This window comes from Pseudomonas sp. GW821-FHT02A08, assembly GCF_059422045.1.
Genome location: NZ_JBWKWD010000029.1, coordinates 40476 through 62806, shown reverse-complemented (window position 1 = coordinate 62806; position 22331 = coordinate 40476). Strand labels below are relative to the sequence as shown.

Genomic DNA, 22331 nt, shown 5'->3' with positions numbered 1-22331 from the left:
GTCACGGTTTTTGAATTGCCACTCTCAAAATGTGACTGGCCCGCTACCCGGGCCAGCGTGGCTGTGCCAATCTTGCGGCACTTGCACACGACATGGACGGCGATCACTTGAAAATGCTCATTCTGCTCGGGGCCATGCTGTTCGGCTCGCCCCTGTATGCCGCACAGCTGAACCTGGAACTGGGCGCGAACAGTCGCACCTGGCAGACCGAGCAATTGCTCAAGCATCCTCAGGTTCAAACCATCGACATCAGCAACGACGTTTCCTACAAACGGGACATGAGTTACCGCGCCGTGCCGCTGTCCGCACTGCTGACCGGCATCAAGCCTGAAGACCATCTGCAAGCCGTGGCCCTGGATGGCTTTGCCGCCGAAATGACCGCGGCGCCGTTGCTCAATACCCAGGGGGCACAGGCGTGGCTGGCGATTGAAGACCCGGCCAAACCCTGGCCGCCGCTATCGGAAGGCAAGCCGGGCGCCGGGCCGTTCTATCTGGTCTGGAGCAACCCGCAGGCTGGCAACATCAGCCCCGAACAATGGCCGTTCCAGGTGGCGAGCATCAAACGCCTGGCGCCCGTGGCCGAGCGCTTCCCTGCCCTGCTGCCCGATCCGGTCTTGAAGGCGGATGATCCGGTGAACAAGGGTTTTGCGCTGTTCCAGAAAAACTGCCTGGCCTGCCATCGACTCAATGGCGCCGGGGATGCGCAATTCGGGCCGGACCTGAATATTCCGTACAACCCGACCGAATACTTCGGCGCGGACTTTCTCAAGCGCTACATTCGCGATCCACAGAGCTTGCGCCAGTGGCCGCAGGCGAAGATGCCCGGGTTCTCGGCCGAGGTGTTGCCGGATGGGGATCTGGGGATGTTGGTGGTGTATCTGCAACATATGGTCGGGCGCAAGGTGAAGCCCTAAGACTTGTGCTGCATGGACCGGCCTCTTCGCGAGCAAGCCCGCTCCCACATTTGATCTGCGGCGCACAGCAATTCCAATGTGGGAGCGGGCTTGCTCGCGAAGCGGTATCCCCGATTCTACTGCTGCTGCACCGAAATCACCGGCGCGGGCGTCGGTGAGACCAGCACCTTGGCGTGCATTTGCTCACACCCTCCGCCCCGGCGCATCCCGCGCACCGGGCAGGCATCCAGGTAATCCAGGCCCACCGCCAGTTTCAGGTGGCGTTCCGGCCGGGCCAGTTCATTGGTCACGTCGAAGCTGTACCAGGCGTCATCCAGCCAGGCTTCGGCCCAGGCGTGACTGGCCAGGTGTTCGCTGTTTTCGCTGTACAGGTAACCCGACACATAACGCGCCGGAATGCCCAGGCTGCGGGTGCAGGCGAGAAACGCGTGGGTGTGGTCCTGACACACGCCGGCGCGTCCGGCAAACGCCTGGGCCGCGCTGGTGTCGACCTCAGTAGAGCCCGGCGTGTAAGTCATATGCTGGTTGAGGCCGTGCATCAAATCGATCAGCGCCGTGCGATCGCGACGCTGCTTGCATTCCTTCTCGGCAAACGCCCGCAGGGCGGCGTCGGCTTCGGTCAAACGGGTAAAGCGCAGAAACGGCAGCGCCGACTGGCTCTCGTGCTCGGCCTCACGCATTTCGTCGATATCGACCTGGCCACGGGCGCCGATGATGATCGCCTCGTGGGGCTCGTCCATGGTCAGCACATGCAGGATGTTGCCGAACGGATCGAGCTGCGCCCGCACCGGACGCGGCAGGTCGAGCTGCCAGCTGAGCACGTGCTGGCGCTCGCTGTCGTGGGGAGTCAGGCGCAGGTACTGGATGCTCGCCCGCACCTTGTCTTCGTAGTGATAGGTGGTCTCGTGGCTAATGGAAAGTCTCATGCCGCCTCCAGATAAGAACTGTGAATCGCGTTACCCAACTGGCGCACCAGCGGGATGAACTCGGTCAGCCAGGCGTGCAGGCCTTCTTCGAGAATTTCATGGATGCCGGTGTAGCGCAGGCGTGCGTCCATTTCTGCCGCCAGGCGTTGTGCGGGGCGACCGTTGGCCCCCGGCAATTGCGCGAGGATCTGGTCGATTTCTTCGGTGCAGGCGCGCAGGGATCGCGGCACATCGGCCCGCAGCAACAGCAACTCGGCGACATGCCGGGCGCCGGGAGCGTCGCGGTAGATTTCCGTATAGGCCTCGAACGACGACAACGCCCGCAGCAACGCGCTCCATTGGTAATACGCGTGAGCGGTGCCATCGCTGACCGCTTCGGCCTGGTCGCCGGCCATTTCGTAGCGGGCATCGAGCAGGCGCAAGGTGTTGTCCGCCCGTTCGATAAAGGTCCCCAGGCGAATGAAGCGAAACGCATCGTTACGCATGATGGTGCCGTAGGACGCGCCCCGGAACAGGTGGGAACGCTCCTTGATCCACTCGCAGAAACGGCTCATGCCGTAGCGACTGAGGCCCTGTTCGGCGATACCGCGAATTTCCAGCCAGGTGGCGTTGATGTTTTCCCACATGTCGGCAGTGATGCGCCCACGCACCGCATGGGCGCTGGCCCGCGCGGCACCGAGGCAGCTGTAGATGCTCGCGGGGTTGGCCGCATCCAGGGCGAAAAAATGCAGCAGCCGTTCGGCATGCAGTTCGCCATGGCGCTCCAGGTAATCGTCCAGGGTGCCGGTAATCAACAGCGGCATGGCCAACTCGTGCAAACCGTCACCACGACCGTCTTGCGGCATCAGCGACAGCGAATAGCTGATGTCGAGCATCCGTGCGAGGTTTTCCGCCCGCTCCAGGTAACGCGACATCCAATACAAATCCGAGGCAGTTCTACTTAACATGACAGGCTTCCTTTAATCCTCGACCACCCAGGTGTCCTTGGTTCCGCCGCCCTGGGAGGAGTTGACCACCAGGGAGCCTTCGCGCAGGGCGACACGGGTCAAGCCGCCGGGCACGACCCGGGTTTCACGACCCGACAGGACAAACGGCCGCAAGTCGATATGGCGTGGCGCAATGCCGTTTTCGACAAAGGTCGGGCAGGTCGACAGCGACAGCGTCGGTTGCGCGATATAGGCATGGGGCTTGGCGATGATCCGCGCGCGGAAGGCTTCGATTTCCGCTGCCGTCGCCGCCGGCCCCACCAGCATTCCGTACCCGCCGGAGCCTTGGGTTTCCTTGACCACCAGTTCTGGAAGATTGGCCAGTACGTGGGAAAGCTCAGATGGATTACGGCATTGCCACGTAGGAACGTTCTTCAGGATCGGCTCTTCGTCCAGATAGAAACGGATCATGTCGGTAACGAACGGATACACCGACTTGTCGTCCGCCACCCCCGTGCCGATGGCATTAGCCAGCACCACGTTGCCGGAACGGTAGGACGACAGCAGCCCCGGTACGCCGAGCATCGATTCCGGGTTGAACGCCAGAGGATCGAGGAACGCATCGTCTAGTCGACGATAAATCACGTCGACCGCTTTCGGCCCGTCGGTGGTCCGCATGTAGACTTTGTCGTCACGCACGAACAGGTCCGCGCCCTCCACCAGTTCCACGCCCATTTCCCGCGCCAGGAACGCATGTTCGAAGAACGCACTGTTGAAACGCCCCGGCGTCAGCACCACCACGCTCGGGTTATCGATCGGGCTTGAGCTTTTCAGGGTGTCGAGCAGCAGGTTCGGGTAGTGGTCGATGGGGGCGATGCGTTGCGCCGCGAACAGCTCGGGGAACAGGCGCATCATCATCTTGCGGTCTTCGAGCATGTAGCTGACGCCGCTCGGTGTTCGCAGATTGTCTTCGAGCACGTAGTAGGTGCCGTCGCCGTCGCGCACCAGGTCGACGCCGGAGATGTGCGAGTAGATATCGCGGTGCAGATCCAGCCCTTGCATCGCCAACTGGTACTGCTCGTTGGCCAACACCTGCTCGGCCGGAATGATGCCGGCCTTGATAATGCGCTGCTCGTGGTAGAGATCGGCGAGGAACATGTTCAACGCCTTGACCCGCTGGATGCAGCCGCGCTCGACGACCCGCCATTCACTGGCGGGGATGCTGCGGGGGATGGTATCGAAGGGAATCAGGCGCTCTGTGCCCTGCTCGTCCCCGTAGAGCGTGAAGGTAATCCCGGCGCGATGAAACAGCAGATCGGCCTCGCGTCGCCGTTGTGCCAGAAGCTCGTCAGGCGTCTCGGCCAGCCAACGGGCAAACTCCCGATAATGCGGGCGGACCTGGCCGCCGGCATCGTACATCTCATCAAAATAGGTGCGGATCATGCCGTACTCCTTGTCACTCGGACGTCCAGACCTTCGCAAGGCCCGTGCCAGCGGCATAAACGCTTAGATTTCAATCGGTTGGATAATCAACGCGCACGCACCGCACCAATCCTGTGCGGTAAATGCCCCAACCTGATCGCCCCCGCTTCATTGCAAGGCGTGGTGGTCGCCTATCACCAGCATAGCCAGAGTTGATTTCACTGCCCGACAACGGGTGCGGATAATCCAGGCATTCGCTGAAAAGCTCACCGGACTTCCCTTTTAGCCGCCTGCCCTGGCGGCTTTTTTTTGCAGGTGTCCAGCGCCCACAAATGAAAACGGCCAACCCGAAGGTCAGCCGTCATTTCTGGTTGTCACTGTTCATAAGGTTATGCGAGTCGCCCTCGTACCTCCTGTTTCACACCCCAGCCTTCGATGATGCCGCCCAGAGGCTCGACCACTGCTTCGAAACCCTGTTCGAAGTCGCCGATATCGTCGTAGGTGGCATACATGACCTTGCACAACTCCAGCGCCCAGGCGCCGTCGTCGCGCACACTGACTTGAGCATCCAGGGATTCACCACGGTGGAAATGACCTGCCGCCCTGCGTGCCCGCTCCTCGTCCGGGAAAATGGCGTAGAACTCGATGGGATGAAACCGCGAAAAATCAAAACCGCCTTCTTTCATGCGGCGCAACACGCTGCTGCTGATGTCTTCTTGATAGGCTGTGCTCATGAAACGTCCTCCTCAAAACGATGGATAGACTTTCCGTACTCCCTCACCCGCAACCGAACAGCGCGAGCGACGGCAACCGATGTGCCGGCGGGAAACAAGCATGGAGCTGACAAGACCAGACCTTAGCGATTCATTCGCTGATCTCGCTTGCAGAGTAGCCTCAAGATAGAGCCTCTGCCAAGGTCTGGATGTGAATGCGACAGGTGTCGTTCAGATTGGAGTAATGCCGAGTATTTGAATGCTGTTCTGGAACTTGAGCTCTTTGACGCACGCATCAGCGGTCCGCCCTTCCAGATCGTTCAGATCCAGTTCGGCGGCGACAGGAAGCAACCGGGCCTTGATGAGCTTGGCGGCACGCTCGTAGTCCGGGCGCTCGGTGCACTCAAAGACTTCGTTGATGGTTTCGCCATGATCATCCACGAAAGTGACTCTCCACTTTTGCATTGGTGCCTCCTCGATAAAACCCATGGATGGGCTTACCTCTATCTCGACCTTGTTAGCTGGCTAATTGTTCCGCCGCAATACAGTGTGGGAGCGGGCTTGCTCGCGAAGAGGGTGTGTCAGCCAGCAACTCTGTCAAATGACACACCCTCTTCGCGAGCAAGCCCGCTCCCACAGGTTTGGTGCGTGGACTGAAAGATCAGTCGTTGCTTGGCTTGTTCACCGCCTGCAACACGTATTGCGGCAAGGCGAAGGCGCCGATGTGGATTTCAGGATTGTAGTAGCGGGTGACGATGCCGCTGCCCGTGAAGCGCTGTTGCAGGGTTTCGCGGGACAACTTGCGATAAGCGGTATTGGTGGCGCCCCAGGCGAAAGTCATCGAGCCACCGATGTAGGTCGGCACGGCGGCCTGGTAGAAGTGCCAGTCCGGGAACAGGCTGCGCAGGCGGCCGGCGGTAGTCTTCACTTCTTCGATCTGCATGAACGGCGTGCCGTTCTGGGTCACCAGAATGCCGCCTTCGTTCAGGCAGCGGTGGCAGGCCTGGTAGAAGTTTTCCGAGAACAGCACTTCACCCGGTCCGATCGGGTCGGTGGAGTCGGAAATGATCACGTCGAACTTTTCAGTGGTGGTGGCGACGAAACGCATGCCGTCGTCGATCACCAGGTTCAGGCGTGGATCATCGAATGCGCCCTTGGAGTGGTTCGGCAGGAATTCCTTGCACATGTCGACCACGGTGCCGTCGATCTCGACCATGGTGATGTGTTCGACGCCGCCGTGCTTGGCCACTTCACGCAACATGCCGCCGTCACCGCCGCCGATGATCAGCACGCGTTTGGCAGCACCGTGCGCCAGGATCGGTACATGGGTCAGCATTTCGTGGTAGATGAATTCGTCGGCTTCGGTGGTCTGGATCACGCCGTCCAGCGCCATCACGCGGCCCATGCGCGGGTTCTCGAAGATCACCAGGTGCTGGTGTTCGGTGCGCACTTCGTGCAGCAGTTTTTCCATGCGAAAACGCTGGCCGTAGCCTTCGTAGAGGGTTTCCAGGTAGTCGCTGGTCGGGGTGTTGCTCATGGGAAGTGCTCCGATGAATGCGGGTGGCAACGGACGGTTACCCGCCCATGATGGCCAATCGAGCATCTCGATTGACCGGGAAAGGCGCGCATTCTACGTCGCGGAACATGACAGGTCGAACCTCACTTGTTCGACTTGCCACAATCCTGTGGGAGCGGGCTTGCTCGCGAAGCAGGCAACTCGGTCTGGCGGCGAACCGCGTAATCGTTCTTCGCGAGCAAGCCCGCTCCCACAGGGTCGGTGTTGTTTGTGGGAAACCCGTCAGAGCTTGACGTTGCCCCGCGGTCCGGCAATGGCCCAGATGATCAGTCCCAGCACCGGCAACAGCGCGATCAGCAGTACCCAGAGGATTTTCATCCCGGTCTCGGCGCTACTTTTGAAAACATTGATGATCGCCCAGATATCCAGGACAAAAATGATCAAGGCAACCAGGCTGTTGAACGTGGAACCCATGGTGACGCTCCCAAAGAGTGATATGCCCCCTCAGGATAGACGGTCGCCACGAGGATTCCTTTTTATTGACAGTGTCTGGATCAGACGTGGATCGCCACTTTCAGGGCTTCCAGGGAGGGCGCGGCTGCGATGCCGACTTCGGCGCACAATTGCAGCACACGTGGCAGGTCATTGCCGTAGACCAGGACCACCTGCAACTCGTCATCGAGCAACTGGCTGAAGTTCATCAGCGTGTAGCCACCGTTTTCCTTGTTCATGCTGCTCATCTGCACCTGGATGCGGTTGAGCGCGGTCAGGGCTTCGGTCTTGGCCAGTTGCTTGGGCTTGAGATTGAACTCCACACCCGGGCCGAACGAGGCGACGATCTGCGCGAACAGGTCCATGTAGGTGTCAGCCTGGAACAGTACCGTTTCCGGCAGGCTGCCGACCACCACCCACTCACCCAGCGGGATCGGGAAGGTTTCGTCGTAGTTGATGTCCGGATTGGCCGTCAGGAAAGCCTCGGCATCGGCGTAGGCCTGGGCCGCTTCGTCCGCGACCTTGAGGATTTCGTCTTCACCCATGCACCCGGAGCTGATTTTGCTGATGAGTTCGACGAGTGCGGCTTTCATGGGGAGGATCCTGTAGCGAGGTGAATTTTGAGGGCGCGAAGGATAGCGCATTAATGAGTGATATGCGGACCTGTGGCGATGCAATCCCTCGCCACACACCCCCTCGCCACAGGGCTCAACGTCAACCCAGCAGTTTTTCCAGCTGCGCAACCGTATCGGAAGCACCCATGGTTTTAGCCGCTTCCAGCGCGGTGATGCCATTGGCGTCCTTGGCTTTCGGGTCGGCGCCCTTGCTGATCAGGTAGTCGACCACTTCGACGCGGTTGAACATCGCCGCCATCATCAGCGCCGTGCGGCCATCGAAGGAAGAGCCTTCAATCTGGGCACCGCCATCGACCAAGGCCTTGATCACCGCCAGGTCGCCCTTGAAGGCGGCGCCGGCAATCGGGCTCTGGCCGTTGTCGTTGCGGATCTCCGGGTCGGCCTTGTGCTCCAGCAGGACTTTTACCGTGTCCACATGACCGTGATACGCGGCCAGCATCAGCAAGGTATCGCCCTTGTGATTACGCAGGTTCGGCGGCAAACCCTTGGTCAGCAGCGCGGCCATCATCGCCGCATCGCCCTCCCGTGCCTTGTTGAATACCTGTTCGGTGAATTCAGCGGCTTCTTCGGGGGTCATCTGGCGGCTTTTGTCTGACATTGGGCACTCCCTTTTCTGTCATTCGTAAAAGCCGACAGTTTCCCGAGCGCCCCCGGCACTGTCACTTGTTTTTTCTCATGGGCCACCATAGCCAGATTCAATAGCGGTATTTGCCGCCGTGAATATCGGACAACAACTGCTCCGTGACCTGCACGTAAGTCTGCGTCCCCGGCAGCCAGGCATAAATCGGGTCATCGCCGGTTTTACCCGGATCGAAGGCCTCGTCCTTGAGTCGGGTCTTTTGATATTTGAAAGTCCCGGTGGTTTCCATTTTCACTTTCACCCGCAGGAACAATGGCACCGCATAGGCCGGCATTTGCTCGCGGGCGAAGGCTAGCAGTTCACTGAAGTCCAGGGTTGCCAGGGATTCGGCAGGCGTGATCGCCGCCATCCCGGCCCGGCCATTGGTGTTGCGGATTTCCACGCCATAGGCCACGGCTTCGGAAATCAGCGGATGTTGCAGGAGGATGTTTTCAACCTCCGTGGTCGAGACGTTTTCACCTTTCCAGCGGTAGGTGTCGCCCAGGCGGTCGACAAACTGCGCATGCCCGAAGCCGATGTTGCGCAACAGGTCGCCGGTGTTGAAGTAGCGGTCACCCTTTTCGAACACATCCTCAAGCACGACCTTGGCGGTTTTCTGCGGATCGGTGTAGCCGTCCAGGGGTGCCTTGTCGTCGATTTTTGCCAGCAACAACCCCTGCTCGCCCTTGGCAACCTTGCGCATCAGGCCATTGGCCTGACGTATCGGCGCGCCGCTGTCATGGTCATACGCGACCAGCTCCCAGGACATCAGGGAAAAACCGATGGTGTTGTCAAAATTGAGAATGTTGGTGAAACCGATGTTGCCGTCGCTGGCGGCGTACAGCTCGCAGATGTGATTGACCGCAAAGCGGGTCTTGAACTCGCTCCAGGCACCGGGACGCAAGCCGTTTCCGATCATTTTTTTCACATCGTGCCGACTGTCGTCGGCGCTGGGCGGTTGATCGACCAGGTAGCGGCACAATTCGCCGACATAACCGATGGTGGTCGCCCGGTACTTGCGCGCGTCGTTCCAGAACTGACTGGCGCTGAATTTGCGACGGATGGCGAACCCGCTGGCACCACTGACGGCCGAACCCCAGCACACGCAAAGGCCCGTGGCGTGGTACAGCGGCAAGGTGCAATAGACGACATCCTCGGGGCGCATGTCCAGGGCGATCATGCCGAAGCTCGCCGAGCTGCGCATCCAGCGTCCGTGCTTGAACACGCCAGCCTTGGGCAGCCCCGTGGTGCCCGAGGTGTAGATATAAAAACAGGGATCGTCGAAGAAAATCTGCCGGCTGCTGGCCGGGTTGTCGCTGGCGTCGTCGAGACTGGCGGTCATCAGGTTGACGAAACCTTCAGGCGCGATACCCGGTTGGCGCGAGGTGTCCTGATCGGCGACGAACCAGGTTCGGTCAGCCTTGATCGACACCCGGTCACGCACCGCCAGGTACGCCGGGACCAGTTCCTCGCCGACAATGATCGCCACCGGCGCCACCAGGTTCACACTGTGCACCAGGGTATCGCGGGTCTGCGAGGTATTGAGCAGCGCACTGATCGCGCCGACCTTGGCCACCGCCAGAATCGTCACCAGCAGTTCCGGGCGGTTCTCGATGAAGACCGCCACCACATCACCCTTGCCGATGCCTTGGCCGATCAGGTGATGGGCGATTCGATTGGCCCATTGGTTGACTTCGCAGTAACTGAGCGTTACGTCGCCTTGCAACAGCGCCGGGCCATCCGGGTTGCGCAGCGTGGCTTGCTCGAAACTCCAGCCCAAACCACACGCTTGGGCCGGGTCCTTGACGTTGGCGGCCTTCATGCCCTTTACCACCCGGGGGATGGCCTTGGCGATGGAAGGCAGCTTGCGGAGCATCATGCTCCAGGTAATCGTGTCGTTCGACGTGCGGCTCATGATGCTCCCGTTCGATCTTTTTATTGTCGGGCTGCGATGACTGAGCCCGAAAATACGTCAACGGTTCTTGAGCTGTACACGCGGTTTTTGAAATGTTTTGTATCCGCGATCTTGATCTGCGATTGATCCGGGCCAATCGTGAACCCCCGCACACACAATGGTTCCATCGAAGTGCCGAACGACCTCGCAAAATGCAGGATGCACAATGGCCGTTCATGCAGAATGCACGAAAGCAAAAATCACCAAAGATACCAACTTGCTGTTTTATAAGGTTATTTACAAACAACCAAGGCTGGCACAATCACTGCACTCCTCTCCGTATGCTTGCCATTCAAGAGCCAACGGAGCTGAAAGACATGAACCTGATTCAGGAAAAATTTTCGTCCCTGTTCGCCAACTTCGAAGTCACCACCCAAGACCGCCCCGACGGTGGGATCCTGCTGACCCTGAGCGGCGGCGAAGGCAAAGTGTTCAAGCGCTCGATTTCCTACCAGCAATTGCACAATGGCGACCAACTGACGTGGGTGATCAGCGCGATTCGCCGCGACCTCGCCGAACAAGCCAGTGAACTGCCGCAGATTTCCATGCTGCAAAGCCAGCAACGGTTTGCCTTGCCGACTTATCACTCGCTGTAAAAAATGTGGGAGCGGGCTTGCTCGCGAAAGCGGGGTGTCATTCAACATTGATGTTAACTGACACTCCGCTTTCGCGAGCAAGCCCGCTCCCACAGGGGTTTGTGGCGTTTAGAAATTAGCGGGATTTATCCGCGCAAAGCTGTCCACGGTGACGTGCCCCACCAGTTCCCCGCCTTCTCGAGCCAGGCCGCAAGTGGCCATTCCTGCCAAGCGCGCCGCGTCGAGCTCTTCGACGATGTCCGACAGAAACAGAATTTGCCCCGCCTCGATGTTGATCGCCTGGGTGATGTTGGCGTAGGACTGCGCCTCGCGCTTAGGCCCTGACGTCGTATCGAAATAACCGCTGAACAGCGGTGTCAGATCCCCCGCCTCCGAGCAGCCGAAAATCAGCCGCTGGGCCTGGATCGAACCGGACGAATAAACAAACAGTTGAAAGCCGTCCCGATGCCAGCGCTTGAGCGCGTCAACGGCGTCCGGGTACACGTGCCCCTTCAATTGCCCGGTCTGATAGCCCTGTTCCCAGACCATGCCCTGCAACGCCTTCAACGGCGTGGCCTTGCGGTCTTCAGCGATCCAGCCCAACAGGATCTCGATGACCCGCTCGACGTCGGCGTCCGGTTCGTTGCTGTCGCGGCGCACGGCAGCCAGTTGCTCCGCCACATCGACGCGTTCGGCGTGCTGACGGACAAACGCCGGCAAGTGTTTGGCGGCATAGGGGAACAGCACGTCGAACACAAAACTCACCGCGCTGGTGGTGCCTTCGATGTCAGTGAGAATCGCTTTGATCGGCATCGACTCAGTCCTCCAGACGCGGGAATTGGCTGGCAATGTCTTCGCCGGTGAAATTGGCCACCCAGCCTTCCGGGTTGTTGAACAGACGGATCGCGACGAAATGCGGATGTTCGCCCATGTCGAACCAGTGCCTGGTACCGGCCGGCACCGAGATCAGGTCGTTTTTCTCGCACAGCACCGCGTAGACGTAATCGTCGATGTGCAGGGTAAACAGGCCACGACCGGCGACGAAAAATCGTACTTCGTCTTCGCCATGGCGGTGTTCGTTGAGGAACTTGGCGCGCAATTCGGCTTTTTGCGGGTGATCGCTGTTGAGGCTGATCACGTCGACAGTGACGTAACCGCGCTCGGTCATCAGTTGGTCGATCTGCTCCCGGTAGGCGGCGATCACTTCTTCCTGACTGGCACCCGGCTGGATCTTCGCCGCCGCTTGCCAGCGGTCGAAACGTACGCCCTGCTCGGCCAGGGTCGAGACGATGTCTTCGAAATGGGTCAGCACCTTGTTGGGAATTTCAGGGCTGGAGACGTGATAGACGGACAGGCTGCTCATCAGGGCAACTCCTTAACGGTTCATGCTTTAAAGAGCGAGCGCACCTTCAACTCGCACTCGAACAAAAATTCAAAGGCCTCGATCTGCCGCAGGGCATCGCTCATGCGCGCGCCCCAGGTGTACAGGCCGTGGCCACGGATCAGGTAGCCGACGCAATCGGGATGGGCGTCGAGCCAAGGCTGCACCTTGGCGGCCAGGCGCGCAATGTCCTGGTCGTTGTCGAAAATCGGCACCCGCACCCGGGATTCGTGGGTCGTCACACCGCTGAAGGCCTTTTGCAGTTCGTAGTCTTCGAACTCGATGAAGTCTTGCGGCGTCAGGCGCGACAGCACGGTGGCGTTCACCGAGTGGGTGTGCAGCACGGCACCGATCTCCGGGCGCCAGTTGTAGAGTTGGGTGTGCAACAGGGTTTCGGCGGACGGTTTCTTGCCCGGCTCCAGGCTGTTGCCCGACAGGTCAGTGGCCAGCACATCGTCCATACCCAGTTGCCCCTTGTGCTTGCCGGACACGGTCAGCAGGGCTTCGGTCGGCGACAGGCGGGTCGAGTAGTTGCTGCTGGTGGCCGGCGACCAGCCGCGGCCATACAGAAAACGCCCGGCGTCGATGATTTCCTGGGCGAGTTGTTCACGGGTAAGGCTCATGGCCTGTCCTCTTGCATACGAGTGGCAATGATAACGGCAGCCGCGACGGCTGCGAGACTGGCAATACTAAAGGTCCATTCCGCGCCCAGGGCATTCCAGCTGTAGCCGGAATACAACGCGCCCAACGCACCGCCGGTGCCGGCCAATGCGGCATACAGCGCCTGGCCCTGGCCTTGCTGGCGCGCCCCGAAGCTACGTTGCACGAATGAAATGGCAGCGGCGTGAAAGCTGCCGAACGTCGCCGCGTGCAATACCTGGGCAAACAACAGCACCCAGAGAAACTCCGCGAGCGAACCCAGCAACAGCCAACGCAACGCCGCCAGCAGAAAACTCGCCATCAGCACCCGACGCAGGGAAAACCGCGCGAGGATCTTGCTCATGACCAAAAACATCAACACTTCGGCCACCACGCCAACGGCCCAGAGCATGCCGATCACGCCCCGGCTGTAACCCAGGTGCTCAAGATGCAGCGTCAAGAACGTGTAATACGGCCCGTGGCTCATCTGCATCAGCGCCACACAACCGTAAAACGCTAACACACCGGGGTTGCGCAGTTGCTGGAGAAATCCCACCCCGGTCAACCGTTCACCCTGAATCGGTTGCGCGTTAGGCACCCACAAACTGCTGACCACGATGCCGGCCAGGATCAGCACCAGCGCCGCCGGGTAGATGTCCAGGCTCAGCCATTCGAACAAGCGGCCCAGCGCGACCACGGTGATGATGAACCCGATGGAGCCCCACAGGCGAATCTGGCTGTAGCGCGAGGTCTGCCCCTGCAAGTGCGCCAGGGTGATGACTTCGAACTGCGGCAACACCGCGTGCCAGAAGAACGCGTGCAAGGCCATGACCATCGCCAGCCAGGCGTAGGTCTTGCTGACGAAAATCAGCGAAAAGGTCAGCAGCGTACACACTGCGCCGAAGCGCACGATGGCCAGTCGCCGACCGGTGTAGTCGCCCAGCCAGCCCCAGATGTTCGGCGCCACGCAGCGCATCAGCATCGGGATCGCCACCAGCTCGCCAATGCGCGCGGCGCTGAAACCCAGGTGATCGAAATACAGCGCCAGGAACGGCGCTGTCGAACCGAGCAAGGCGAAATAGAACAGATAGAAACTGGAGAGCCGCCAGTACGGGAGCGCCGCAGTCGCCATCAGACGGCTGCGACCATGATGTCAGCCATTTACAGCTGACCCAGCACCGGCGTGCTCACGCGCACATCGGCGTTCTGCCCACGGTGGCGCAGCAGGTGATCCATCAGCACGATGGCCATCATCGCCTCGGCAATCGGCGTGGCGCGGATGCCGACGCACGGGTCGTGACGGCCCTTGGTGATCACTTCCACCGGGTTGCCATGGATGTCGATGGAACGGCCCGGCGTGGTGATGCTCGACGTCGGCTTCAGCGCCAGGTGCGCAACGATGGGCTGACCGGAGGAAATACCGCCGAGAATGCCGCCCGCGTTGTTGCTGAGAAAACCTTCCGGGGTCATTTCATCGCGGTGCTCGGTGCCGCGCTGGGCGACGCTGGCAAAGCCGGCGCCGATTTCCACGCCCTTGACCGCGTTGATGCTCATCAGCGCATGGGCCAGTTCGGCGTCGAGGCGGTCGAAGATCGGCTCGCCCAGGCCCGGCATCACGCCTTCGGCAACCACGGTGATTTTCGCGCCGACCGAATCCTGGTCCCGGCGCAACTGGTCCATGTAGGCCTCCAGTTCCGGCACCTTGTCCGGGTCCGGGCTGAAGAAGGCGTTCTCTTCCACCGAATCCCAGGTCTTGAACGGGATTTCGATCGGGCCGAGCTGGCTCATGTAGCCGCGAATGACGATGCCCTGGCTGGCCAGGTACTTCTTCGCAATCGCACCGGCCGCGACGCGCATGGCGGTTTCCCGGGCCGAACTGCGGCCGCCGCCGCGGTAGTCGCGCTCGCCATACTTGTGGTGGTAGGTGTAGTCGGCGTGGGCCGGGCGGAACAGGTCCTTGATCGCCGAGTAGTCCTTGGACTTCTGGTCGGTGTTGCGGATCAGCAGACCGATCGGGCAGCCAGTGGTGCGGCCTTCGAACACACCGGAGAGGATTTCGACTTCGTCGGCTTCCTGGCGCTGGGTGGTGTGGCGGCTGGTGCCGGGCTTGCGGCGGTCCAGGTCACGCTGCAGATCCTCAAGGGATATCTCCAGCCCCGGCGGGCAGCCATCGACAATGGCGACCAACGCCGGGCCATGGCTTTCGCCCGCGGTGGTGACAGTGAACAGCTTGCCGTAGGTATTGCCGGACATGCAGGACGCTCCGTGAAATGAACCTGAATACGTAATGCGCGCCAGTATACGCAGGCTACCCAAGTAGTTCATCCTCGAACCTTATGGGTGCCTGTGAGTCCAACCGGCATCTTCTTGATGATGGCGCGATGATGCTGCGAGTTCTAGCCTTGAGCCTTACCCTGATTTCCGGCTTCGCCCAGGCGACTGTCCTGCAACGACCGATCACATTGGATACGGGCACCGGCGAGCTTTTCGGCTCGCTGTTGCTGCCAAAATCCGACAACCCTGTGCCGGTTGTGCTGATCATTTCCGGTTCCGGCCCTACGGACCGTGACGGAAACAACACCGACGGCGGGCGCAATGACAGCCTCAAGCGCCTGGCCTGGGTGCTGGCCAAACACAACATCGCCAGCGTGCGTTACGACAAGCGTGGCGTGGCCGCGAGCCTGGCGGCGACCCCGGATGAACGCAACCTGACGGTGGAAGCCTACGTGGCCGACGCACAGGCCTGGGGTCGCAAGCTCAAGACCGATCCGCGTTTCGGCCAACTGATCGTGCTGGGTCACAGCGAAGGCGCCTTGATCGCCAGCCTCGCTGCGCCGGATATCGATGCCGACGCGGTGATTTCTATCTCCGGCAGCGCAAGGCCGGTGGATCAGGTCATTCGCGAGCAACTGGGCAATCGCCTGCCGCCACCGCTGATGCTGCGCAGCAATGAATTGCTCGACAGCCTCAAGGCCGGGAAACCCGACGACAATGTGCCGCCACCCTTGCAGGCGATTTTCCGCCCGAGTGTGCAGCCATACCTGATTTCCCTGTTCCGCCAGGACCCGGCCACGGCGTTTGCCAAGCTGAAGATGCCGGCGCTGATCATCCAGGGCAGCAACGACATCCAGGTCGGCGTCAATGACGCAAGGCTGCTCAAGGCGGCCAAGCCGGACGCCGAACTGGCACTGATCGAGGGCATGAACCACGTCATGCGCATCGTGCCCAACGACGTCAAACGCCAAATGGCCTCCTATAAGGACCCGCAGTTGCCTCTGGCGGCGGAACTGGGCACGCGAATTCTCGGGTTTATTGACGGACTTCGCGCCAGTTAACCTCCAGTCTTGAAAAAAACGGCCGATAAGCCTTTGTCGCCAACACATTGGTTGGCGACAAGCTGAGCTTGGACAGGATCTCGCCGTTATGACTGACACCCAGACTTCACCCGACACCAGCGCTGAAAAAGACGCACCGCCAGCGGTCGAGCTACCCTGGGCGGACGTCCACGCCGAGCACCACAAGATGCTCCGTCTGGCGCCGCTGCAGACTGACCGCAACACCGGCGGGCGCCCATTGCGCTTTGTCGAATTAGGCTATGCCGAACGCAACGACAAAGCGCACAGCCTGATGCGCATGAGCATCACCCTGCCCGGCCAGCGCGTGCGCAAGGAACAGAATCATCTGGATGTGTGGGTCGATCACGCCGAAAAACGCGTGCATTTCGGACCGGAAAGCGGCTTGCAGGTCGAACCGCTGAACCGTGGCATTGGCCGATTCATGGCGGCCCAAGGCATCAACTGGGCGAAGAAGCGCTGGCCGACCTACACCGTCGACGGCTTTGACCTGAACAACAAGGATGCACTGAACGAAGACACCCGCCTGCGCCGCGATCACTTTTTGCGCGTTCACGGTTTCGACGTGGCGTATGCCGATGCCCAGCATTTGAAAGGCAGCGTCAAGCCGGTCAAGGTCGGCGACCTCTCTGGCGACTGGAACAGTGAAAAACTGCAGGTCGTGGAGATTCTCGAGGCGGCGCAGATGCTCCAGCAAGCCGAGCAGAACCTGGCCGAGCAGGAAGTCAAACTCAAGAAACACGAAGAGAAAGTCAGCAAGTACAAACGCGAAGACGCCGGGCTGCGATTCACCATCACCTGCCTGGTGGCGTTTGCGGTGTTTCAGGCGGGATTGTTGATCTGGATTGCCACGCACCGGTAAAGGTTCAAGACCGCGGTGCCGCCATTCGCGAGCAAGCCCGCTCCCACACTCGATTGTTATCGATAACGGATTTGTAGTCAGACACAAATCCAATGTGGGAGCGGGCTTGCTCGCGAAGCTTTTGGAAGTCAGACGCGGGAAGCGAACAACGCCTGATGCTCATGGCATTGCTGCGCGCTCAGCATGAACACACCATGGCCGCCACGCTCGAACTCCAGCCAGGCGAAGTCGACTTCCGGGTACAACGCCTCGACGTGCACCTGGCTGTTGCCCACTTCGACAATCAGCAAGCCCTTCTCGGTCAGATGATCCGCCGCCTCGGCGAGCATGCGTCGCACCAGGTTCAAACCGTCATCACCGCAGGCCAGGCCCAGTTCCGGTTCGTGCTGGTATTCGTCCGGCATGTCGGCGAAATCTTCCGCATCAACGTAGGGCGGGTTCGACACGATCAGGTCGAAACGCTGACCCGGCAAACCCTCGAAACCGTCGCCCTGCACCGTGTACACACGCTCATCGACGCCATGGCGCTCGATGTTCTGATTGGCCACTTCCAGCGCTTTGAACGACAGGTCCGCCAACACCACCTCGGCATGCTGGAACTCGTAGGCGCAGGCGATGCCGATGCAACCGGAACCGGTGCACAGGTCGAGAATCCGCGCCGGCTCGTTGGCCAGCCACGGGGTAAACCGGTTTTCGATCAACTCGCCGATAGGTGAACGCGGGATCAACACACGCTCATCGACGATGAACGACATGCCGCAGAACCAGGCCTCGCCCAGCAGGTACGCGGTAGGCACCCGCTCCTCGATGCGGCGCTTGAGCAAAAGCTGCAGGTGAACCACTTCGTCCTCTTCCAGATTGCAGTCGAGGTAGCTGTCGGCGATTTCCCACGGCAGGTGCAGCGCGCCCAACACCAATTGCCGGGCTTCGTCCCAGGCGTTGTCAGTGCCATGGCCGAAAAACAGATCCTCCCCATGGAAGCGGCTGACGGCCCAACGGATATGGTCACGCAGGGTACGAAGGCGGGAAGTGATCACGACGGCAAACTCCAGAAAAATCGACGGGAGATTCTACCAGTCAAACGACGTCACGACGACGCGGGAAACTACCGATTCAAATGTAGGAGTTATCCATTTTTTCGCCAGGCTATTGAACAAAACGTGACTATTGACAAGGCTACAGGCCAGCAACGACGGCACCTACGATCGTAGCGATTCACAGAACCGCTCAGCCAGAGGACAATGGCGCAAAAGCCCCACTTCAAGGAGCCCCAGAATGTCTGTTCCAAAAACGATGTTTCAACTCAGCGGCCGCGGTTATGCAGCGGCCAATCTGAGCCATGCCACCCTGGTCATCATCGATGCCCAGAAAGAATACCTCAGCGGTCCCCTGGCCCTGAGCGGCATAGATGAAGCTGTCGCGAACATCAAGCAGTTGCTCGAGGCTGCCCGCGCCGCCGGCCGGCCGATCGTGCATGTCCGCCACCTCGGTACGCTCGGCGGGCTGTTCAACCCCCAGGGCGTAGGTGGTGAGTTCATTCCGGGCCTGGAGCCACAGAGCGATGAAACCGTCATCGGCAAATTGTTGCCAAGCGCGTTTCACGGCACCGAACTGGCAAAACGCCTGGAAGACTTTGGCGCCCTTGACCTGATCGTCTGCGGCTTCATGAGTCACTCCAGCGTCAGCACCACAGTGCGCGCCGCCAAGAACCTGGGCTTCCGCTGCACCCTGGTGGAAGACGCCTGCGCCACCCGCGACCTGCCCTACAAGGGCGGCGTGCTGAGTGCCGCACACGTTCATCAGACGGAAATGGCGATCATGGGCGACAACTTCGCCACCCTCGCGCTGACCCGTGAACTGATCTGATCGACGCTCAATGAGCGGCCTGAAACGCCGCTCATCCGCAAAAGCCTCCCATTTGCCGTAATTGTCTTAGCCTCAGGAACATCCCGGTCAACTCCCGGTCGAAGGGCCGATACCCATTGAGGAAGGTCGGAATGAAGTTATCCGATGGTTTTGACGCTCGCCGCTTGCGGCCCAAAGGGCAAAGCAACTGGCGTTTTCGAATCGGCGCGACGTTCGCGGCGTTGCTGGCGATGTGTGGCGTGTTGCTCGCCATGGCCGGTGTCGCCGGCCTGCTCGGCCACGCACCTGCCCTGGGTGAATTGAACACCAGCCGCACCGGTGCTGCCGTGATCCTGGCCATCGGCCTGTTCGTGCTGTACCTCGGTGTCTGGCTGTGGCGCCGTTGCCGTCGTCGCTCGCGACAGTCCCGGGAACTGGCCATGTCGCCGCACCTGATGAAAAAACACGACTGAGCCTGGCGTCGCGCGCGTTTTTGTCGCGCCCGATTCGCTTCGAGTTGGGTAAACTGGCCGCCCTTCGCGGAGGCTGACATGCAAGACGACGATTTTTCCCTGTTCAAAAGCGCGATCCAAGGCGTCAAGCCGATCAAGCATGATCGCGCCGAAACCGGCAAACCCAAGGCTGATCGCGCGCAGATTGCCAAGCTGCGTCAAGCGGCAACCGTACGCACCGAATCCACCACCGTTGACGGGCTGTCCGATCAGTTCGTCATCGACGTCGGCCCTGAAGACGAACTGATGTGGGCTCGCGATGGCGTGCAGGAAAGCCAGATGCGCAAGCTCAAGATCGGACAGATTCCGTTCGAAGGCAGCCTCGACCTGCACGGCATGAGCGTGGAAAAAGCCCGGGAAACCCTCTGGGCGTTCCTGGCCGAAGCCACCAGATTCGAAATCCGCTGCGTGCGCGTCACCCATGGCAAGGCGGTACGCCTGGACGGCAAGCGGCCGATGATCAAAAGCCACGTCAACACCTGGCTGCGCCAGCATCCACAGGTGCTCGGCTTCACCTCGTGCCAGGCGAAACATGGCGGTGCCGGCGCCGTTTATGTGATGCTCAAACGCACCATGATGGAAGGTCGCGACGAGTAAAGCTGACGCGTCACGCTTGCAGCGTCGTGTCCGTCACCGTACCCTTGCCCTTTGCGTAAAATCCCACAGGTAGTTTCATGTCCCTGGAACAGAATTACACGGCGATCCTCGGCCAGCTCGGCGAGGACGTTTCCCGCGAAGGCCTGCTCGACACGCCAAAACGTGCCGCCAAAGCCATGCAGTACCTCTGCCGCGGCTATGAACAGACACTGGAAGAGGTCACCAACGGTGCCCTGTTCAGCTCCGACAACAGCGAAATGGTGCTGGTCAAGGACATCGAGTTGTACTCGTTGTGCGAACACCACCTGCTGCCGTTCATCGGCAAGGCTCACGTCGCCTACATCCCGAGCGGCAAGGTGCTGGGCCTGTCGAAGGTGGCGCGGATCGTCGATATGTACGCCCGTCGCCTGCAGATCCAGGAAAACCTCAGCCGCCAGATCGCCGATGCGGTCCAGCAAGTCACCGGCGCCCTGGGCGTTGCGGTGGTGATCGAGGCCAAGCACATGTGCATGATGATGCGCGGCGTGGAAAAGCAGAATTCGACGATGATCACCTCGGTGATGCTCGGTGAGTTCCGCGAAAACGCCGCCACCCGCAGTGAATTCCTCAGCCTCATCAAGTAATTCGCGGCACGAAGAAAACCGGCATTCATCGCCGGTTTTTTTTCACCTGCAAAAAATCAGGTAAGCTGCGCGCCCTTCTTCGTTTGCACCGTGAGGCTTTCAACGTGTTCGTAAAAGCGCTTCGTGTCGGCCTCGGCCAACTGATCATTTTCATCGACTTCATCACTCGCCCAAGCAAGATGAAGCGTCCTGCCGCCGCTCAGGTCCAGGTCGAATCCGCCGCCAAGGGCCTGACCCTGTATCAATTCCACGCCTGTCCGTTCTGCGTGAAGACCCGCCGCACCCTGCGCCGCCTGAATGTGCCGGTGGCTCTTCGCGATGCGAAGAACAATGAACAGGATCGCCAAACCTTGCTGGAGCAAGGTGGCAAGATCAAGGTGCCGTGCCTGCGCATCGAAGAGAATGGCCAGACCACCTGGATGTATGAGTCCAAGGTGATCATTGATTATCTGGACAAGCGTTTCGCGGCGGCCTGATGTTTTTTCGGTGAGGCTGCCGGCCTCTTCGCGAGCAAGCCCGCTCCCACAGGTTTTGTGAGCACCACAATACCGTGTGGGAGCGGGCTTGCTCGCGAAGAGGCCGGCACAGACACCGCAAACCTCAGACAAAAATAAACCGGCCCTTGCGCCGGTTTATTTGTTTTCAGGCCGCTTGCGCCGCCTGCGCCTGTCTCACCACCGCCGCCAACCGCTTGAGCCCTTCATCCAGTCGCGCCGGATCAATGTGACTGAAGTTCAACCGCAGATACCCCGGATGATTATCCGGCTCAGGGAAGAACGGTTCGCCCGGCATGAACGCCACGTCGTTGGCCAGCGCGGCATTGAGCAAGGTGCGGGTGTCTTGCGGCTGCTTGAGTTTCAGCCAGAAAAACAGCCCGCCCTGGGGCACATTCCAGTCCGCCAGATCGGAGAAATGAGTTTCCAGTGCAGCCTGAAACGCATCCCGACGGCCCCGATAAAAATCGCGCAATTCACTGCGGTGTCGTTGATATTTCTCGGTGCCGATCCATTGCAGTGCCTGCCACTGGCCGACCCGATTGGTGTGCAGATCCGCCGACTGCTTGAGTTTCAGCAGATGGGGAAACAGGTCCGGGCTGGCGATCAGGTAGCCGATGCGCAATCCCGGCAACAGGGTTTTCGACACCGTCCCGGTATAGATCCAGTTGGCCTTCTTCAAGCGACTGACAATCGGCGTGGCGCTGCCACCGTCGAAGGTCAGTTCGCGGTAAGGCTCGTCTTCAATCAGTGTCACGCCGAACTCATCGAGCAATGCCGCCACCGCGTCGCGCTTGGCTTCGCTGTAACGCACCGCCGATGGATTCTGGAAGGTCGGGATCAGGTAGATGAAGGCCGGGCTGTGTTGCTCCAGGCGAGCGCGTAACTCCGTCAGGTTCGGGCCGTCGGCCTCCAGCGGCACGGTCAGGCAATCGGCGCCGAACAGCTGAAAAATCTGCAACGCCGCCAGATAAGTCGGCGCTTCGAGCAGGATTTCGGTGCCCTTGTCGATGTACAGCTTGGCCGCCAAGTCGAGGGTCTGCTGCGAGCCGCTGACCACCAGCACCTGGCTCGCCTCACAGGCCACTCCCAACGCTCGCGCCTCGGCGGCCAGCGCTTCACGCAGTGCCGGCTCGCCTTCGCTCATGCCGTATTGACCCATGGAAACTGGCATCCCGGCCCAATCGACTTTTGGCAGCATGGCTTCGGCCGGCAGACCGCCGGCAAACGACATCATCTGCGGACGCTGGGCCGCGGCGAGGATTTCACGGATCAAAGAACTTTTAAGGCGTGAGACACGTTCGGAAAAAGCCATGGGGATCACCGGTAGCGA

Annotated in this window: 26 protein-coding genes; 9 read left to right on the top strand and 17 right to left on the bottom strand. The window is 60.3% G+C overall.

The window, feature by feature from the left end:
- The first annotated feature begins 92 nt into the window (after window positions 1-92).
- On the top strand, window positions 93-914 hold the full coding sequence (locus AC07W4_RS19840) for a c-type cytochrome (protein ID WP_495033654.1): 822 nt from the start codon (window positions 93-95) through the stop codon (window positions 912-914).
- Between the two features lie 116 nt (window positions 915-1030).
- Here the strand turns inward: AC07W4_RS19840 and AC07W4_RS19835 are convergent, their stop codons facing one another.
- The 10 genes from AC07W4_RS19835 to AC07W4_RS19790 form a co-directional block, all read right to left on the bottom strand.
- The gene (locus AC07W4_RS19835; protein ID WP_495033653.1) at window positions 1031-1840 is read right to left on the bottom strand and encodes a transglutaminase family protein; all 810 of its coding nucleotides are present in this window, start codon (window positions 1838-1840) and stop codon (window positions 1031-1033) included.
- Window positions 1837-2787, bottom strand: a complete 951-nt coding sequence (locus AC07W4_RS19830) for an alpha-E domain-containing protein (protein WP_007971901.1) — start codon at window positions 2785-2787, stop codon at window positions 1837-1839. Before AC07W4_RS19830 ends, AC07W4_RS19835 begins: the two co-directional genes overlap by 4 nt.
- Before the next feature lie 12 nt (window positions 2788-2799).
- Entirely contained in the window at window positions 2800-4209 is a 1410-nt protein-coding gene (locus AC07W4_RS19825; RefSeq protein WP_096509732.1) for a circularly permuted type 2 ATP-grasp protein, read from the bottom strand.
- A gap of 368 nt (window positions 4210-4577) precedes the next feature.
- Window positions 4578-4922 (bottom strand): ribonuclease E inhibitor RraB, encoded by a 345-nt coding sequence (locus tag AC07W4_RS19820; RefSeq protein WP_007971898.1) that lies wholly within the window; start codon window positions 4920-4922, stop codon window positions 4578-4580.
- Between the two features lie 210 nt (window positions 4923-5132).
- Window positions 5133-5366, bottom strand: coding sequence for a hypothetical protein (locus AC07W4_RS19815; RefSeq protein ID WP_495033652.1), 234 nt, complete (start codon window positions 5364-5366; stop codon window positions 5133-5135).
- Between the two features lie 196 nt (window positions 5367-5562).
- The gene (gene speE / locus AC07W4_RS19810) at window positions 5563-6438 is read right to left on the bottom strand and encodes a polyamine aminopropyltransferase (protein ID WP_495033651.1); all 876 of its coding nucleotides are present in this window, start codon (window positions 6436-6438) and stop codon (window positions 5563-5565) included.
- A 261-nt stretch (window positions 6439-6699) separates the two neighbouring features.
- A complete protein-coding gene (locus AC07W4_RS19805) occupies window positions 6700-6891 on the bottom strand; it encodes a PLD nuclease N-terminal domain-containing protein (protein ID WP_046042941.1) in 192 nt (63 codons plus the stop codon).
- 80 nt (window positions 6892-6971) lie between these two features.
- Entirely contained in the window at window positions 6972-7502 is a 531-nt protein-coding gene (locus tag AC07W4_RS19800; protein WP_495033650.1) for a hypothetical protein, read from the bottom strand.
- A gap of 121 nt (window positions 7503-7623) precedes the next feature.
- The gene (locus AC07W4_RS19795; RefSeq protein ID WP_495033649.1) at window positions 7624-8142 is read right to left on the bottom strand and encodes an ankyrin repeat domain-containing protein; all 519 of its coding nucleotides are present in this window, start codon (window positions 8140-8142) and stop codon (window positions 7624-7626) included.
- Between the two features lie 97 nt (window positions 8143-8239).
- Window positions 8240-10078, bottom strand: coding sequence for a long-chain-acyl-CoA synthetase (locus AC07W4_RS19790; RefSeq protein WP_495033648.1), 1839 nt, complete (start codon window positions 10076-10078; stop codon window positions 8240-8242).
- A 356-nt stretch (window positions 10079-10434) separates the two neighbouring features.
- Between AC07W4_RS19790 and AC07W4_RS19785 the strand changes: the two genes are divergently transcribed.
- A complete protein-coding gene (locus tag AC07W4_RS19785) occupies window positions 10435-10713 on the top strand; it encodes a DUF3509 domain-containing protein (protein ID WP_495033647.1) in 279 nt (92 codons plus the stop codon).
- A gap of 108 nt (window positions 10714-10821) precedes the next feature.
- On the opposite strand, the gene mtnC is transcribed toward AC07W4_RS19785, so the two are convergent.
- Genes mtnC through aroC form a run of 5 tightly spaced genes read right to left on the bottom strand, consistent with a single transcriptional unit; the run spans window position 10822 to window position 14965 of the window.
- Window positions 10822-11505, bottom strand: coding sequence for an acireductone synthase (gene mtnC, locus AC07W4_RS19780; RefSeq protein ID WP_495033646.1), 684 nt, complete (start codon window positions 11503-11505; stop codon window positions 10822-10824).
- A 4-nt stretch (window positions 11506-11509) separates the two neighbouring features.
- A complete protein-coding gene (locus AC07W4_RS19775) occupies window positions 11510-12055 on the bottom strand; it encodes a 1,2-dihydroxy-3-keto-5-methylthiopentene dioxygenase (RefSeq protein ID WP_008048419.1) in 546 nt (181 codons plus the stop codon).
- A gap of 20 nt (window positions 12056-12075) precedes the next feature.
- A complete protein-coding gene (locus tag AC07W4_RS19770) occupies window positions 12076-12696 on the bottom strand; it encodes a methylthioribulose 1-phosphate dehydratase (protein WP_008048417.1) in 621 nt (206 codons plus the stop codon).
- Window positions 12693-13844, bottom strand: coding sequence for an MFS transporter (locus tag AC07W4_RS19765; protein ID WP_495033645.1), 1152 nt, complete (start codon window positions 13842-13844; stop codon window positions 12693-12695). The genes AC07W4_RS19770 and AC07W4_RS19765 overlap by 4 nt, the downstream gene beginning before the upstream one ends.
- Window positions 13845-13873: 29 nt before the next feature.
- Window positions 13874-14965 carry a chorismate synthase gene (gene aroC, locus AC07W4_RS19760; protein WP_347911405.1) on the bottom strand — a complete coding sequence of 364 codons (1092 nt, stop codon included), beginning with the start codon at window positions 14963-14965 and terminating at the stop codon, window positions 13874-13876.
- An 83-nt stretch (window positions 14966-15048) separates the two neighbouring features.
- Between aroC and AC07W4_RS19755 the strand changes: the two genes are divergently transcribed.
- A complete protein-coding gene (locus tag AC07W4_RS19755) occupies window positions 15049-16047 on the top strand; it encodes an alpha/beta hydrolase (protein ID WP_495033644.1) in 999 nt (332 codons plus the stop codon).
- 88 nt (window positions 16048-16135) lie between these two features.
- Entirely contained in the window at window positions 16136-16927 is a 792-nt protein-coding gene (locus AC07W4_RS19750) for a hypothetical protein (protein ID WP_008048407.1), read from the top strand.
- A gap of 128 nt (window positions 16928-17055) precedes the next feature.
- Here AC07W4_RS19750 and prmB read toward each other — a convergent pair whose 3' ends face one another.
- Window positions 17056-17964, bottom strand: a complete 909-nt coding sequence (gene prmB / locus AC07W4_RS19745; protein ID WP_495033643.1) for a 50S ribosomal protein L3 N(5)-glutamine methyltransferase — start codon at window positions 17962-17964, stop codon at window positions 17056-17058.
- Window positions 17965-18202: 238 nt separating this feature from the next.
- On the opposite strand from prmB, the gene AC07W4_RS19740 reads away from it, so the two are divergent.
- The 5 genes from AC07W4_RS19740 to AC07W4_RS19720 all read left to right on the top strand — a co-directional run bounded on the left by AC07W4_RS19740 (window position 18203) and on the right by AC07W4_RS19720 (window position 20980).
- Window positions 18203-18793, top strand: a complete 591-nt coding sequence (locus tag AC07W4_RS19740; protein WP_495033642.1) for a cysteine hydrolase family protein — start codon at window positions 18203-18205, stop codon at window positions 18791-18793.
- 131 nt (window positions 18794-18924) lie between these two features.
- The gene (locus tag AC07W4_RS19735) at window positions 18925-19245 is read left to right on the top strand and encodes a hypothetical protein (protein ID WP_495033641.1); all 321 of its coding nucleotides are present in this window, start codon (window positions 18925-18927) and stop codon (window positions 19243-19245) included.
- Between the two features lie 78 nt (window positions 19246-19323).
- Complete coding sequence (locus tag AC07W4_RS19730) at window positions 19324-19881, top strand: Smr/MutS family protein (RefSeq protein WP_007974913.1); 558 nt, start codon at window positions 19324-19326, stop codon at window positions 19879-19881.
- Between the two features lie 77 nt (window positions 19882-19958).
- Window positions 19959-20504 carry a GTP cyclohydrolase I FolE gene (folE, locus tag AC07W4_RS19725; protein ID WP_007988130.1) on the top strand — a complete coding sequence of 182 codons (546 nt, stop codon included), beginning with the start codon at window positions 19959-19961 and terminating at the stop codon, window positions 20502-20504.
- A 104-nt stretch (window positions 20505-20608) separates the two neighbouring features.
- A complete protein-coding gene (locus AC07W4_RS19720) occupies window positions 20609-20980 on the top strand; it encodes a glutathione S-transferase N-terminal domain-containing protein (protein ID WP_495033640.1) in 372 nt (123 codons plus the stop codon).
- A 166-nt stretch (window positions 20981-21146) separates the two neighbouring features.
- On the opposite strand, the gene AC07W4_RS19715 is transcribed toward AC07W4_RS19720, so the two are convergent.
- The gene (locus AC07W4_RS19715; protein ID WP_495033639.1) at window positions 21147-22313 is read right to left on the bottom strand and encodes an aminotransferase-like domain-containing protein; all 1167 of its coding nucleotides are present in this window, start codon (window positions 22311-22313) and stop codon (window positions 21147-21149) included.
- Window positions 22314-22331 lie beyond the last annotated feature (18 nt).

Coding starts and splice junctions, on each gene's coding strand:
- AC07W4_RS19730 (WP_007974913.1), top strand. CDS start 19,324: ATGCAAGACGACGATTTTTCCCTGTTCAAAAGCGCGATCCAAGGCGTC.
- AC07W4_RS19815 (WP_495033652.1), bottom strand. CDS start 5,366: ATGCAAAAGTGGAGAGTCACTTTCGTGGATGATCATGGCGAAACCATC.
- AC07W4_RS19775 (WP_008048419.1), bottom strand. CDS start 12,055: ATGAGCAGCCTGTCCGTCTATCACGTCTCCAGCCCTGAAATTCCCAAC.
- AC07W4_RS19805 (WP_046042941.1), bottom strand. CDS start 6,891: ATGGGTTCCACGTTCAACAGCCTGGTTGCCTTGATCATTTTTGTCCTG.
- AC07W4_RS19800 (WP_495033650.1), bottom strand. CDS start 7,502: ATGAAAGCCGCACTCGTCGAACTCATCAGCAAAATCAGCTCCGGGTGC.
- AC07W4_RS19740 (WP_495033642.1), top strand. CDS start 18,203: ATGTCTGTTCCAAAAACGATGTTTCAACTCAGCGGCCGCGGTTATGCA.
- AC07W4_RS19765 (WP_495033645.1), bottom strand. CDS start 13,844: ATGGCGACTGCGGCGCTCCCGTACTGGCGGCTCTCCAGTTTCTATCTG.
- speE (WP_495033651.1), bottom strand. CDS start 6,438: ATGAGCAACACCCCGACCAGCGACTACCTGGAAACCCTCTACGAAGGC.
- AC07W4_RS19755 (WP_495033644.1), top strand. CDS start 15,049: ATGGGTGCCTGTGAGTCCAACCGGCATCTTCTTGATGATGGCGCGATG.
- aroC (WP_347911405.1), bottom strand. CDS start 14,965: ATGTCCGGCAATACCTACGGCAAGCTGTTCACTGTCACCACCGCGGGC.
- AC07W4_RS19750 (WP_008048407.1), top strand. CDS start 16,136: ATGACTGACACCCAGACTTCACCCGACACCAGCGCTGAAAAAGACGCA.
- mtnC (WP_495033646.1), bottom strand. CDS start 11,505: ATGCCGATCAAAGCGATTCTCACTGACATCGAAGGCACCACCAGCGCG.
- AC07W4_RS19840 (WP_495033654.1), top strand. CDS start 93: ATGGACGGCGATCACTTGAAAATGCTCATTCTGCTCGGGGCCATGCTG.
- AC07W4_RS19790 (WP_495033648.1), bottom strand. CDS start 10,078: ATGAGCCGCACGTCGAACGACACGATTACCTGGAGCATGATGCTCCGC.
- AC07W4_RS19830 (WP_007971901.1), bottom strand. CDS start 2,787: ATGTTAAGTAGAACTGCCTCGGATTTGTATTGGATGTCGCGTTACCTG.
- AC07W4_RS19785 (WP_495033647.1), top strand. CDS start 10,435: ATGAACCTGATTCAGGAAAAATTTTCGTCCCTGTTCGCCAACTTCGAA.
- AC07W4_RS19770 (WP_008048417.1), bottom strand. CDS start 12,696: ATGAGCCTTACCCGTGAACAACTCGCCCAGGAAATCATCGACGCCGGG.
- folE (WP_007988130.1), top strand. CDS start 19,959: ATGTCCCTGGAACAGAATTACACGGCGATCCTCGGCCAGCTCGGCGAG.
- AC07W4_RS19735 (WP_495033641.1), top strand. CDS start 18,925: ATGAAGTTATCCGATGGTTTTGACGCTCGCCGCTTGCGGCCCAAAGGG.
- AC07W4_RS19715 (WP_495033639.1), bottom strand. CDS start 22,313: ATGGCTTTTTCCGAACGTGTCTCACGCCTTAAAAGTTCTTTGATCCGT.
- AC07W4_RS19795 (WP_495033649.1), bottom strand. CDS start 8,142: ATGTCAGACAAAAGCCGCCAGATGACCCCCGAAGAAGCCGCTGAATTC.
- AC07W4_RS19825 (WP_096509732.1), bottom strand. CDS start 4,209: ATGATCCGCACCTATTTTGATGAGATGTACGATGCCGGCGGCCAGGTC.
- AC07W4_RS19835 (WP_495033653.1), bottom strand. CDS start 1,840: ATGAGACTTTCCATTAGCCACGAGACCACCTATCACTACGAAGACAAG.
- AC07W4_RS19820 (WP_007971898.1), bottom strand. CDS start 4,922: ATGAGCACAGCCTATCAAGAAGACATCAGCAGCAGCGTGTTGCGCCGC.